The following is a 13546-nucleotide window of genomic DNA, read 5'->3' as shown; positions in this document are numbered from 1 at the left end:
AGACCAGACATGACGAACAAACTGCTACTTACTGCAGCTACCGCACTTTTCATGACGGCCTGCTCACAGGCAGAAACCCCACAAACAGAACCGGCACCTGAAACACCTCTGCCGACAGAAACATCCGGCGAGAGCCTGCCAAGCATGTTGAATGCTCGCGGCACGCTGACCGGCGTTGATGGCGCAGAGATTGGTGCCGTCAATCTGATTGAAGGCTCTAACGGCGTTCTGCTGCGCGTGACTGTTCAGCCGGGTTCGCTTGAGCCTGGCTGGCATGGCCTGCACCTGCACCAGATCGGTGATTGCTCTGACATTGGCACATTCACGAATTCTGGCGGCCATATTGGCAAGGTCGAAGGCGGCCACGGCCTGCTTAATCCGGCTGGCCCGGAAGGCGGCGACATTCCGAACATCTGGGTCGCGGCGAACGGGTCGGCTGGCTATGAAGCCTTCACAACACTCACAACCGGCTCAGAACTTCTCGATGACGATGGCGCAGCGCTGATTATTCACGCTGACGAGGACGATCATGTGTCCCAGCCGATTGGCGGAGCAGGCCCCCGTGTTGCCTGCGCAGTCATCAACTAGACCAACAAAAAAACGGGGCCACACGGCCCCGTTTCTATTTCAGCGTCCGATGCCCTCGATCAGGCAGCGCTGTCCTTCTTTGCCATCGCGATCAGACGTTCCATCAGATTGCCAGACAGGGTTTCTTCAAACTCGACACCTGATTCCGTCTCATTTGACCATGCCGTTTTAGCCTTCACCTGCCCCATCTGACCGGGAAGGGTGAGGTCGACCTTGCCCGAGCTCGGCTGATTGAGACGTGCACCGCTGCTGGACACATCTTTCAGAACCGCCGGACGTGACGAATTGTTCTGAGTAACGGTCACAGGCTGTTCGGTTTTGGTTCGCGGTGCACCGCGGTTATCCGCCGCCGCAACCGCACGCTGGACGATTTGCGGAATCTCCTCATTCGCTGACCGAGACGCAGTGGTCATCTCATCTACCTGACGAGACATGGACGTCGCGCTTTCAGAGGTTTCCTGAGTAATTCGCGTGAGATCTGCGACCTGTCGGGCCACATCTTCAATCGCCGCACGATTACTATTGAGGAAGCCGGTAAAGGAGTCCGTAGAAGCACGCTGTTCTTCAACCGCGGCAGCCACAGATGATGTCACACCGCCAAGCTGCTCGATAGAAGATGAGATGCGGTTGATTGCATCGACAGCCGTACGAGTGCGCGACTGAATCTGCCCGACACGCTCGGTGATCTGCGTCGCAGATGTATTGGTCTGAGATGCGAGCTGTTTGATCTCGGACGCCACGACAGCAAAGCCTTTGCCGTGTTCACCTGCACGTGCGGACTCAATCGTGGCGTTGAGGGCAAGAAGATTTGTCTGCTCGGCAAGCTCGGTGATGACACGAACGAAGTCACCGATTTGCTGTGTCGCCTCATCAAGCTCTTCAACCGTCTGACGGGAATCAACAGCCAGCTGAACGGTTTCACGTGCCATCTTATCGCCGCGCATAATGCTTTCAGCCACTTCGGCGATTGCCGCGTTCAGTTCATCAGCCAGATCAGAAGCCCGTTGCGTACCGTCCAGAGACTCTGAAGTCGCCTGATTGGCCTTGCTTGCATTCGAAGACGCATCACTCAGACGCGAACGCATACTGCTTGCATTCGAAGCCAGCTCTTCCGCAGTCACCACAATTTTTGACACAGTTGAATGCGTCGCCTCTTCGACCTGACGCGCCATTTGGTCAAGAACATTACGGCGCTCAACCATCGCTTTCTGTTCATTCTCAGCGTTTTGCTTCATCAGAGCCTCGCGTTGACGCGACAGCTCCATAAACTGACGTGCTGCACGCGCAAGAACACCGATTTCATCACCGCGTTCCGTGCCGGAGATTTTCACCTCGGTCTCGCCTTTAGAAAGCTGGTCGAGCGACTTTGTGATGTTTTCCATTGGTCGCACAATGCTTGAAACCAGAATGTACGACGCGACCATCGTGATAAGCGTCAACACGACAGACATAGCGATAACTGTCCACACAAGCGTCTGAAGTTGTGATTGTTTTGCGAGCGCAATCGAGCGGATATGTTCTGAAACATCGTCGGTAATCGCCATAAGCCGGTCAATACGCTGTGTTGTAAGCTCGAACCATTCATTGCTGGTGACATCCGGAAGCTGGCCGTCATACCCGGCGCGGTGCAGGTTCTCACGGATCGATGCGATACGCGTGCCAACCGCGCCCTGCTCGACACCGTCAAGCGCACGCTCCCATTCGTCTGTCATAGACGAACGGTAGTTTGAAAACTGCTCTTGCTGGATTGTACTGAGAGACAATAGGGCCTGATGCGCCACCTCGTTCATCTCACCTGCAGCCAGTGCTGCGCTACCGCGTGCGCGTTCAAGTCCCGCGGCTTCCTTGGCATTGGTCAACTGCAACAATCCCTGAAGCGCGCCGGAAAGATCGGCATCGCCGACCAGAGCAGCTTCGTCAGCAATGAGCGCAATGAGATCGTTGATCGTATGGGTGTATTCACCAACCGCCTGCGCAACTGTCAGTGCCTCAGTGCGTACGGCGTTCCTGTGCGCGTCGAGACCATCAAGGTTGGTCAGAACCGCTTGCAAATGTTCACGCTGCAAGTCTGTCTCAAGGTCGTCGCGGAATAATGAAGCCGTTTCTATAAAGCTCTCGCGGAACTGATTGACACGTCGCATTTGCGTCTCAAGGCTGGATTCAGCATCAGCCGCCTTGCCCGAGCCGATATACCCAGCGGTTCGGCCACGCTCCACTTGAAGCTCGTGAACAAGTTCGCTCACTGACTGAGAAAATTCTGTCAATTGCACCGTATGGCGCATGCTCTCGACAGACTTCCATTGCCCAACGCAAAACGCGACGGCAAACACAATAAGCCCAATCGTCGGTAGCGCGACGGCGAGCCCCATTTTCAACTTAATTGAAAGTGACGATAGCATACGTTCCAGCACGTACATCTCCCACACAGCTTGTCTAAATGCCTAATGTATAGCGCGTATGGGTTAACTTTATTCTACCGGAACGAGTGTTTTCCTGAAGCTCGCACAAGGAAACGTTACCAAAATTTGCGCTTCTTTTTTGGCAAGAACGGGTTCAATGAGCTCAAATTGTACCTACATAGCATAGGTATGCTGCCGATGCTGACGGGGCATGCATGGTTGATTGCTGCATCTCAGATGGGCGATTTTTTTGAAACCTGGAACGTTCGCAAACGTCACTTAGTGAGTAGGCGAGTCTTTCATGGGAGGTAATTACATGGCTGGGACATCAGTCGCTCTGTCACCTGAACAGGGCCTTTCTCGGTATCTGACCGAAATCCGCAAATTTCCAATGCTTTCCAAAGAGGAAGAATTCATGCTGGCGAAAAGCTGGCAGGAGCACGAAGACTCTGAAGCTGCGGAAAAAATGGTGACCTCTCACCTGCGCCTCGTCGCCAAGATCGCGATGGGCTATCGCGGCTACGGCCTGCCGATGGCTGAAGTGGTGTCAGAAGGCAATGTGGGCCTGATGCAGGCCGTCAAAAAATTCGATCCGGATAAAGGCTTCCGCCTCGCGACCTACGCGATGTGGTGGATTCGCGCCTCTATTCAGGAATACATTCTGCGTAGCTGGTCGCTGGTAAAACTCGGCACGACCGCCGCCCAGAAAAAGCTCTTCTTCAATCTGCGCCGCATTAAAGGCGAGATCAACGCGATTGAAAGCGGCGATCTGCGTCCGGAACAGGTCACAGAAATCGCCACCCGCCTCAACGTCTCCGAAGACGAAGTCATTTCCATGAATGGGCGCATGTCTGCGTCTGATGCCTCTCTCAACGCGCCAATCGGCGGCACGGAAGGCGATGGCGAGTGGCAGGACTGGCTGGAAGATGAAACCAATCCGGGTCAGGCCCGTGAGTTTGCGGACCGTCAGGAATTCGATGCGCGCATGACGCTTCTGGAGCGCGCCATGGAAGATCTGAATGACCGCGAAAAGCACATCATCACGGAGCGCCGCCTGAAAGACGAGCCGGTGACACTGGAAGACCTCTCCAAGGTCTACAATGTCTCCCGCGAACGTATCCGCCAGATTGAGGTGCGCGCGTTTGAAAAACTGCAAAAAGCTATGGTTCGGGCGGCAAAAGAAGAAGGCCTCCCGCTTAAGCCATAGTTTTTTTAGAATTTCGGTCCATTCTCTCCCTATAGGCGTGGGGACAACACGCATTCTCCGGGAGAGAACACATGACACAGTCAAACATTCGCGACTCACGGCATCTGCAATTTGGTTCAGATGCCGGAGTGGCCAAGATAAGCCGCGAAGCCATTGAAAAGGCCGGTTCGGACAAATGCCCGAACCTTATTCTTTCGCAGGCCGATCCCCGTATTGATGACGATAGCTATCTGAGCGGCATTGCCGACCAGCCCGTCAGCGAATAATCGCCAGACACCACAGCCAGAAAATGCGGAACCGTTTGCGGGTTCCTCCGTTGATTAAGCAACGGAGATATTCACATGCGCCCCCTCATGAACCTTGGCCTGGCAATGGCCCTTCTTACACTTTCCCCGATGGCTTTTGCCGAAGACCCGGCAACATCAGTCCAGCCGGAACCGGCTTATTATTTCGCTCCACAAGCCCCTGAAGTCAGCATGACTTACGACCGCGGCGACGTCATCCCTGTAGAGTTTGGCGTGCGCGACTGGCAGGATTATTACGCCTATGGTTTGCCGTCTGCCCCGCGCGGTCAGGAATGGGTTCTCATCGATGATGATGCCTATCTGGTGCGCCCTGATAGCGGCTTGGTCGAGCTGGTTATTCGCGACATTGCAGGTGGCGCGGCCATCTCATAATCCGACAAATATTGCCCAATAGTCTGACGCGGCGCATAAGCCTCTCATGAGTTCAGCGCCTGTCAAAATTACTAGTCCTGAGGACCCACGCATAGCGGACTATACATCCGTGCGCGAGCGCGACCTCACAGGGCGCGATGGCAAATTTATCGTCGAAGGCAAGGTTACACTGGATGTGTTTCTGAGCCGGTCACGCTTCAAACCTGACAGCATATTTCTCGAAACCGGGCGCCTGCCTGTTCTCGCCCCTCTTCTCGAAAACCTGCCCGATAATATTCCGGTCTACACTGCGGACCAGCCTGTTATGGACCAGATTGTCGGCTTCCCGATCCATCGCGGTATTCTCGCCTGCGGACACAAGGATGGTGCCGCGCCGCTTTCAGACTGGCTGAAAGCTCGCGACCATGACACGCTCGTCGTCGCGATCAGTCTTTCAAATCACGACAATGCCGGCGCGCTGTTTCGAAACTCTGCCGCGCTTGGCGGCGATGCGATCATTCTGGACGAGACGAGCTGCGATCCGCTCTACCGGAAATCCATCCGTGTATCTGCCGGAACCGCACTCTGGCTCCCCTTTCATCATGGCGCGACGGCCGATGAAATTTTCAACGCTTTGGAAGCGTCCGGCTATACGCCCTGGACTCTGACACCGGGTGAGGCAGCAAGCTCACTCTATGCCGCCGATCGGCCCGAAAAGCTTGCCATTATTCTTGGGCCGGAAGGTCCCGGCCTGCCGGATAACCTGATCGCACGCGGCAAGGCCATCCGCATTCCCATGTCCAACGAGGTCGATAGCCTCAATGTCGCCACCAGTCTTGCGATTGTGCTCTCGCAGCGGCTTTCAAAAACTGCGCCTTAGCCTGCATTTTCCACGCAGTTTGGAATTGACGAGCGTATAGGCTTTGTGATTTATGACCGCTTCCCGAAACACGGTAATTTTCCGTGCTTCGCCAGAGTGGGCGGTTAGCTCAGCGGGAGAGCACTACGTTGACATCGTAGGGGTCACAAGTTCGATCCTTGTACCGCCCACCATTCATTCCGATTTTGCTTCGCAAAAACATTCGTGCCGGTGGCACGAATTCAGGAATGAATTGTAGTCGTATTGCCTCACGCCGCGCAGCGGCTCCGGCAGGCGGGCAAAGCCCGACGGCAGGTCTGCCGCTGCATGGATTTGGCCGCTGATCCAGTGGATCGATTTTAGAGAAAATTGTGTTGGCCCTGCCTCACGCCGCGCAGCGGCCCGTCCCCTAGAACCGAAACAAGCCTGTCCTTCCGCGAATTTGGCCGCTAGCATCCACCGGATAATCAGCGGAGCAATTCATGCTCCCACATCCCGGGAAGGACATCTGAATGATTGACGGCGCACTCCACCGGCAGCTTGAAATGCGTGACCTGACATTTTCGTGCTGGGAAATGGGTAAAGGCCCGACAGCGCTACTGCTACACGGCTTTCCCGATACACCTGCGAGCTGGGCGAAGGTCATGCCTCATCTGGCAGCCTCTGGATTTCGTGCTGTTGCGCTGACCCTGCGCGGGTATGAGCCCTCCTCCCAACCGTCACCGCAGATCGAGATTTCAGATTATCAGCTCGCGGAAACGGCCGCAGATGTCGTTGCAGCGATCAATTTGCTCAGCTCCGATCCGGTTCACCTTGTGGGGCATGACTGGGGGTCGACACTTGCTTACGCGGCCACCAGAATGGCGCCCGACAAGATAAAGTCTCTGAGCCTGCTTGCCGTACCACCGTCCGCACGCCTCGTTGAGGCCATCATGACCAATGAGGCTCAGCGCGACGCCTCTGCCTATATGCGCTTCTTTCAGCAGGTCGGAATCGCTGAAGATGAAATCCGCCGAGATGACTTTGCCTATCTGGAAAACCTCTGGCGCACATGGTCACCCGAATGGGATATACCCGAGACAGACCTTTCAATCATGAAAGAGACGTTTTCCAGGCCGAAAGTGCTGGAAGCCGCTTTATCATATTATCGCGCGATGAGCGGCGCCCCTGAACCGAAGACCGCGCATCTGGTCGCCGCACCAATCAGTGTTCCGACCCTAGCCATGAATGGCGCAAGCGATGGATGCATTCTGGCGGATGCGTTTCGTTCTGCCATCAGACCGGACGACTTTCCAAAGGGTGTCACCCATATCGAAGTTCAGGGAGCAGGGCACTTCCTGCAACTGGAAAAGCCGGCAGAGGTCAGCGGACATCTGGCGTCCTTCTTCAAGGGCATATAAGCGCCCCGCACGACACCCTAAAACAGCGACACGCTATCCAGCTCAAGCGCCTGATAGCCCGGGCGCTCGGCCATGAGAGCGAACATCTCATCACCGCGCTCGGTACGCTCAACCAGCATGCTGGACACAACCGCCATGGTTAGACCTGTCAGCGCCTCAATCCGGTAATCCCTGATCAGCGCATCTTCGTCGGCCTGCACGCCAAGCTCGCGAAGCTTTGCAAAATAGGTCTGCAAGAGATCATCTTCATGGGTGCGCCGGTCATCGGGTGAGGCAAAGCTCGTCCCGATAAAGTATGCAACGTCCTTCATCGGACAGCCTGCAACAAGGGTCTGCCAATCCAGAACGAACGGGCGCGCACCATCGCGGAAGAGAAGATTATCCAGCCGGAAGTCACCATGCACGAGGCTGAAATGTTTGAGCGGGCGGGTATCGAACTGGTCGTAGCGGGCAACAAGACGGTCCCCCATCTCCAGAAGCGCACCATCAAGCCGCGTCGCATAACGCTCGCGAAAGGGCGTCCAGAACTGCAGGAAGAGACCTGACCGCAGCTTGATATCTTCAGGCGTCAGCGCCGTCGCAGGGTTCTGGTTTATGCCGTCGTCATCGAAGAATGCGGCATGTAGGCAGGCCAGTTCGATCACACCGGCGCGCACCTCATCCACACTCGCGCCAGCCAGCTGGTCTCCCTGACGGGCCGGCGAACAGTCCTCCAGCACCAGAAAAAACTCTGATTTTTCCTGGTCGAAATGCGTGCCGTAGCATTTGGGGCAATTTATTTCCGACTGCTGACGAAGCTCGCGATACCAGGCAACTTCCTTTTCATAGAGGCCATAGTGAAAGCCTGTCGCACGGCTCTGCTCATTCTCGCTCGGGCATTTGACGACGATCGTCTCCGGCGCGTCACCCTTTGCCCAGTCGAGCTCACCGCGATAGCTGGCAGCCACCTGCCCTGTTCCCACCGGCGACCAACTCATACCGCGCAGATCGTTGCGCCCCTGCCCAAGGCAGCTGGAGAGCCAGCGCACATCAATATCCGGCCCACTCATCGCTCGCCCTCCGGCAGAACAGCAAGACCGTCCAGCATGCCGGTACGATCATGCCGCCCGACGAAAAATTGCTCCACTACACCAATGCCGGAATGCGCTTTCCCGTCTATCGTAAGCTCTGTCTTTGCGAGCGCCTGAATGTGCAGGCACAGCGGATCGAACGGGGTACACGTTTCGGACTCCATCACATCATAGGCGAAAGCCACATCACCCTGATCCTTGCCGTGCCCCCATTGTGGATGCCCGTAACCAAGCCCAGTCATATAGAAGGTTTTGAACGGGGTGAACTTAAGCTCGGCGCGACCGTCTTCGCTACTCATCTCTGCGATCAGGGATGCGATACGGCGTGTGTTCGGTGACCACTCATAGCGATACTCGACCTCGTCATACTCACGAAGTGGTTCGCCAATCATCTGCGTACCGGCGCGCCGGTTCCACGGACGGCCATACTCGTCATCATTCGTGTGAGAAAACGCGACAGCATTTTCGAAATTACATGGCGTCCAGAGCCAGTAAAACTGGGTAAGGCTACCTTCTCTGGGCGGCTGGGAATCTGCATTCCCGACAGGACGCACACCCCAGCTGCGGTCGCGTGTCCCAAACACTTCGGACGCATCAAACCGTATAGTCTCGCCATCTAGTCTGATCTCGCCTGACCAGCTCACATTCTGTGTCAGGCGCGTATAATCCATAAAGGCGCGCGTGCCGATCCGACGTGTAAAGCGCGGCTCTTCGATTGGCTCGTGGCGCGCATGGCAGATCAGATCGCAAGCAATACCGCTGTCATTGTCGGTCAGCTTGATACGCGTTTCCTTCAGCGGATTGACGATCTCAATGCTGAGCGGCCCAACCGCAAGCACAGACCGGTCTGCATGCATCTTACGGGATACGCGCACATTGTGCTGCTTGCCGTCTTTCAGAACGCAGAACGCCCCGTCCATCACATCCAGTTGCGGATAGAGGCCGAAGGCCACGGCAAAGAACACCTCGCCATCTGGCGTATAGCCGTTGAAAAAGAAACGGTCGTAGAAATTCCGGTCGGTTCCGGCAAACGCCATTGGGTCAGGCGTCTGGTGAAACGGATAATCGTCCGCACCTGTTATCATCTGTCTTCCTCCCCGCGGAGTGGGGTCCGGACAGACTGGGGCTTTAGCTTATTTGTTTCCCAGCTTTGCTGCGGCTCGACAAACGCAATCACGGTTCAGGGCCGCCCCGGACTTTCCGCTAACGGAAAGCTATGCGGCGAAACACATGCGCGCAATCCTGCCGCAACGTCAGCCCTGAAAGGCGCACAACCTACCGGGGGAGTTTGGCCTCATCAAACCAGAAACGTGACAGAGACGCTGCCAGCTCGTCATACCCGGCATGGCTATCGGGCTTTTGCACATAAGCGTTGGCATGCTTTTTATAGCTGCGCAGCACATCAACCGGCGAATCCGAGTTCGAACACATAATCACCGGCATTGCTGATGTTTTGTCGTTCTGGCGAATGCGTTCGAGCACTTCAATGCCATCAAGACCAGGCATTGAGATATCAAGAACGACCATTTCCGGCTTCATCGTTTCCAATGCGTCGAGGCCGGCCTCACCATCATGTGCGCGCTGCACATTCAGCCCGGGACACGCCTTGCGTAAGGCCGACGTCAGAAGAAGAGCATCCAGATCATTATCTTCAACCAGCAAAAGCGCGGCGTCTGTCATCTTTCTTCCTCCTCAGCTTCTAATCAGCTTTTGGCAATGTAATACAAAAGCACGCTCCAGTTGCATAATCTGCATCAAGCCAGATTTTACCACCCAGACTTTCGACTATTTTTCGACAGACGGCCAGCCCTACGCCCTCACCTTCGGACTTTTTCTCACTACCGGGTACACGGCGGAACAATTCGAAAATGCGTTCCGCATACCGTGGGTCTATCCCATCTCCATCATCGGTCACGCAGATGGTGAGGTCTTTTTCCGACTCATCATAGCTCTCAATGCGGATTGTCGTGTCGTCTCGTCCTGCATATTTAATGGCGTTCAGAATGAGATTGCTGAACACCTGTATCAGAAGTGTCCGGTCAGCGAGCACCTTCCCGTCGACTATAACATCCACTTGCGCCGACGCTTCTTGCATGTCCGCGGTAAGACGGTTGAGACAGTCTTCTACCGCGCCGCCAACATCAACGGCCTCGATTTGCAGGCCCGCCGCGCCCAGCTGCGCAAAATCGCGCAGAGACTTGATCATATTCTGCGCCTGATCCGCATTGTTTCGCAGCTCACCCAATATGGCGTCTGCTTCAGGATCTGTTACCAGATAGTCAGCCAGCATTTCGGAGAGGAGCCGTATTGTTCGCATTGGGGCTTTCAGGTCGTGCGAAACGAGACTCGCGAAGCGCTCAAGGTCCAGATTACGCTGTTTCAAAGCTTTGTTTGCCGCATCAAGACGCACACGCGCGCCGGCAGATTCAGCCAAAGTGCTGACGAGTTTCAGTTCCGAAGGTGTCGGCTCTCGCCTGCGTGCAACCTTTGAACAAAATACCAGCGCGCCGACCGTCTGTTCACCCGTCATGAAAGAGGCGGCGATAAAGCTCAAAAACGGCACGTCGCCAGCGGATGCGGCATCCATGTGATCGTTGAGATTGCGCACAGTCTTCACGGTACCAGATTGGCATAATTCGAGCGCAATATCGGTCGGCAGAGGCCTCTTCACCTCCGGTGCCCCCTGAGCACCGACCTGAGCAATCACGCTATACCCATGATCATGAAACGAAATCTGATAAGCTCTGCCCGCATTAAACGCGCGCCGACCGATATCCAGCGTTCCCTGAATATAGGCCTCCAGATCAATCTCGGTGCCAGAAAGCGCATTCAGCTCAGCTAGCGCGTCCGTAATCCGAACAATCTCGGACACTTCTACGAATGTGATCGTGATGTAATCGGGGCTCGGCTTCGAAATCGATACGACCACATGAATGTCGAGCTCGTCAGACTGGAAGTCCGACTCAAATACAATCGGCTCACCTGTAACCGCGACATCGCAATAATACGGGAAGGTGTGGTGGTCAGCGAGTTCGGGGAACACACCGAGCATTCTGTTGCCGACAAGGTCCTCAGGGGAAATGCCGAGGGTTCTCTGTAACACGCGATTGGCGGTCAGATATTCAAAATCGATGACCTCGCCATCGTCTGAAAAAACAGGCTTGGCTGTAATAATACCGAGCAGGCTGGCATCCAGAGTTTCGCGCTGCATGCGCGCTGTACTTTCATTTGAAGCACTCATTGCGTCCAACGATCCGTCTACTGGTAAATCCTGACTTTCGTTCGAGCTCATATCTCACTCTGTATAAAAAGCGCTACTTATGATAAATAAATAGAATCAGGGCAACCTTAACACATTGCAATCGCGCGGGGGCGCATTTGTTGTGAGCAGAATTTTGCTGATCGATGATCATTCAGCCATGGGTATGATCTTCAGAATAATGCTGGGCGCAATGGGCCAGGCTCCGGCAGATTTCGAGTTCTGTCAGGACGTGGATGATGCGGTCACCCGCATTGAGAATAATCCGCCATATGACGTTATTTTCCTCGATAATATTGTGCCGCCCGCTTTCGAGTTTCGCGGGTCTCTGGAGATGATGAAGGCGCTCGACAAGAGCACAAACGTAGTTCTGTTAAGCGGTGAAATTCCGGATGATTTCGGCAGTGAGAAGATCGACGCGCGCATCGCCGCCTGCATGGAAAAGGATGCCCTATCCGCCAGAAGCCTGCATGAATTGCTCATGTCTTTCGAAGCGCCAATGGCATCATAGCCGGGTGCGGCCACTCACTTGAGACGACTGCATAAACGAAAAACGGCCTCCGAAGAGGCCGTTTCTTTTTGCGATCAAAAGCGCGGGTTTTCTACATTCGGTCTCACATAAGAGCCCTGAACATTCTCACGCACTTCGAGCGGCACGCCGATATCCAGATAGACGTTATCGTCCTCTGAATATTGCGGCCATTCGACAAGGCCCGGCACGCTCGGGTCACCGTCACGGGCAAAAGACGCCCAGATCTCCGCAGACCGCTCGGCCAGCCAGAGATCCTGCGCATCATGTTCCGGTACGCGGGTCGTGCATCCGCCTGTGCCTGCAAGGAATTGCGTCGTCGCAGAGTGCAGACCGGTTGGCACAGCGCCAAATATATAGGTCAGCTCCAGACCATGGAAGGCCACGCAGCCCTCTTCCTGACGCCAGCCCCAGGGCAGCTGGGTGAAATTGTAAACATAGGTCGGCGCACCAGCCGCGCTGTGAAGGTTCGCCATAAGCGGTACAGACGTCTGCAGCGACCGTTCGCCCTGATTGGCACCCACAATAAGCGGCACCTGAGCCTGATCGCCATTGGCAAAAATCGTGCTCACAGGTTCCGGAATGACATAGCCATCGACGACAACATTGGCCCGGAAGCCGATCTCCTCACCTGCTGCAATGACCTCCTGCCAGCTCAGCGCGCGCAGGTCTTCAAGGCTGGATGCGCCCAGTGCTTCGGCCAGTTGCACGCCCGTCGCTTCGGCATCATCGAGCATTGTAATACGTTGTTGGGAAACAAGCGCAGAACCGGACTCGACGATAGCCGCATCAAACAAACCGTCAGAGAGCGGCGTCGCCATCTGGGAGATCGTTTTTGTGCCGCCGCCCGACTCACCAAAGATCGTCACATTGTCAGGGTCACCACCGAAGGCTTCGATATTCTCTTCCACCCATTGAAGGGAAGCGCGCAGATCGAGTGTACCGTAATTACCCGAACCGTAGCGGCTTTCGTCTGAAAGCTCCGGGTGGGCCATATAGCCAATTGGACCAAGGCGGCTATTCACTGTCACGACAACGACGCCTTTATTCGGCAGCATCGGGTGATTGTAAGTCGTTGAATTGCCAGTGCCGCTCGTCAGACCACCACCATGGAAGAAGACCATAACCGGACGGGCTTCGTCAGAACGCTCGGCCGCCGTGACAACGTTTACATAGAGGCAGTCCTCGCTGATCGGGCCACCAGCGCCCATGCTGCTTTCACCTTGCGGACAACGGTTCGGCCACCCGGTTGCATCGCGCACACCTTCCCAGGCTTCCGCAGGCTCTGGCGCGCGCCAGCGAAGATCGCCAACAGGTGGCTGGGCATACGGAATACCGCGATAAATATGCGCTGTAACGCCATTCTCGGTGACCGTCTCACCGCGCACGCTGCCGAGCGGTGTGTCCACCACATCGCCAATCATAGTCGGCGCACGCGGCGTTGATGTCGCGCAGGCCGATACCAGTAAGACAGCGCCAAGCGCTGGTAGAATGGTTTTCATATGTTCCTCCCTAAGAAACAGTCTGTTTTGATTGTTTTATGAGAGGAACCTATCATCAACAACCAAAAAGGCCAGCC

At 55.4% G+C, this 13546-nt stretch carries 13 protein-coding genes and 1 tRNA gene; 8 read left to right on the top strand and 6 right to left on the bottom strand.

Features of this window, described 5'->3' with window-relative positions; genetic code table 11:
* Positions 1-9 precede the first annotated feature (9 nt).
* Complete coding sequence (locus G523_RS18335; protein ID WP_022694242.1) at positions 10-588, top strand: superoxide dismutase family protein; 579 nt, start codon at positions 10-12, stop codon at positions 586-588.
* Between the two features lie 59 nt (positions 589-647).
* Here the strand turns inward: G523_RS18335 and G523_RS0106575 are convergent, their stop codons facing one another.
* A complete protein-coding gene (locus G523_RS0106575; RefSeq protein ID WP_162141031.1) occupies positions 648-2999 on the bottom strand; it encodes a methyl-accepting chemotaxis protein in 2352 nt (783 codons plus the stop codon).
* Between the two features lie 304 nt (positions 3000-3303).
* Between G523_RS0106575 and rpoH the strand changes: the two genes are divergently transcribed.
* The 6 genes from rpoH (at position 3304) to G523_RS18330 (ending at position 7109) form a co-directional block, all read left to right on the top strand.
* Complete coding sequence (rpoH, locus tag G523_RS0106570) at positions 3304-4194, top strand: RNA polymerase sigma factor RpoH (protein WP_022694240.1); 891 nt, start codon at positions 3304-3306, stop codon at positions 4192-4194.
* A gap of 71 nt (positions 4195-4265) precedes the next feature.
* Positions 4266-4460, top strand: a complete 195-nt coding sequence (locus G523_RS0106565) for a hypothetical protein (protein WP_022694239.1) — start codon at positions 4266-4268, stop codon at positions 4458-4460.
* Positions 4461-4535: 75 nt separating this feature from the next.
* Positions 4536-4871 (top strand): RcnB family protein, encoded by a 336-nt coding sequence (locus G523_RS0106560; RefSeq protein ID WP_022694238.1) that lies wholly within the window; start codon positions 4536-4538, stop codon positions 4869-4871.
* 46 nt (positions 4872-4917) lie between these two features.
* Positions 4918-5730, top strand: coding sequence for a TrmH family RNA methyltransferase (locus tag G523_RS0106555; RefSeq protein WP_022694237.1), 813 nt, complete (start codon positions 4918-4920; stop codon positions 5728-5730).
* A 98-nt stretch (positions 5731-5828) separates the two neighbouring features.
* A tRNA-Val gene (locus G523_RS0106550) sits at positions 5829-5903 on the top strand.
* A 318-nt stretch (positions 5904-6221) separates the two neighbouring features.
* Entirely contained in the window at positions 6222-7109 is an 888-nt protein-coding gene (locus tag G523_RS18330) for an alpha/beta fold hydrolase (RefSeq protein WP_022694236.1), read from the top strand.
* Positions 7110-7126: 17 nt separating this feature from the next.
* Here G523_RS18330 and G523_RS0106540 read toward each other — a convergent pair whose 3' ends face one another.
* The 4 genes from G523_RS0106540 to G523_RS0106525 all read right to left on the bottom strand — a co-directional run bounded on the left by G523_RS0106540 (position 7127) and on the right by G523_RS0106525 (position 11471).
* A complete protein-coding gene (locus tag G523_RS0106540) occupies positions 7127-8158 on the bottom strand; it encodes a phosphotransferase (protein ID WP_022694235.1) in 1032 nt (343 codons plus the stop codon).
* Entirely contained in the window at positions 8155-9264 is a 1110-nt protein-coding gene (locus tag G523_RS0106535; RefSeq protein WP_022694234.1) for a hypothetical protein, read from the bottom strand. Before G523_RS0106535 ends, G523_RS0106540 begins: the two co-directional genes overlap by 4 nt.
* A 190-nt stretch (positions 9265-9454) precedes the next feature.
* Positions 9455-9859: a response regulator gene (locus G523_RS18325; RefSeq protein WP_022694233.1), complete on the bottom strand. Its 405-nt coding sequence runs from the start codon at positions 9857-9859 to the stop codon at positions 9455-9457.
* Between the two features lie 19 nt (positions 9860-9878).
* A complete protein-coding gene (locus tag G523_RS0106525; RefSeq protein WP_081648725.1) occupies positions 9879-11471 on the bottom strand; it encodes a sensor histidine kinase in 1593 nt (530 codons plus the stop codon).
* 91 nt (positions 11472-11562) lie between these two features.
* Here G523_RS0106525 and G523_RS0106520 point away from each other — a divergent pair, with 91 nt between their 5' ends.
* Positions 11563-11949: a DNA-binding transcriptional response regulator gene (locus G523_RS0106520; RefSeq protein WP_155802605.1), complete on the top strand. Its 387-nt coding sequence runs from the start codon at positions 11563-11565 to the stop codon at positions 11947-11949.
* A 74-nt stretch (positions 11950-12023) separates the two neighbouring features.
* On the opposite strand, the gene G523_RS18320 is transcribed toward G523_RS0106520, so the two are convergent.
* Positions 12024-13469, bottom strand: a complete 1446-nt coding sequence (locus G523_RS18320) for a carboxylesterase/lipase family protein (protein ID WP_022694230.1) — start codon at positions 13467-13469, stop codon at positions 12024-12026.
* Between the last annotated feature and the right edge of the window lie 77 nt (positions 13470-13546).

It is taken from the genome of Ponticaulis koreensis DSM 19734, from assembly GCF_000420665.1.
GTDB lineage: Bacteria > Pseudomonadota > Alphaproteobacteria > Caulobacterales > Hyphomonadaceae > Ponticaulis > Ponticaulis koreensis.
Note: the sequence above shows the minus strand (reverse complement) of the source record. Positions and strands in the feature narration are given on the sequence as shown.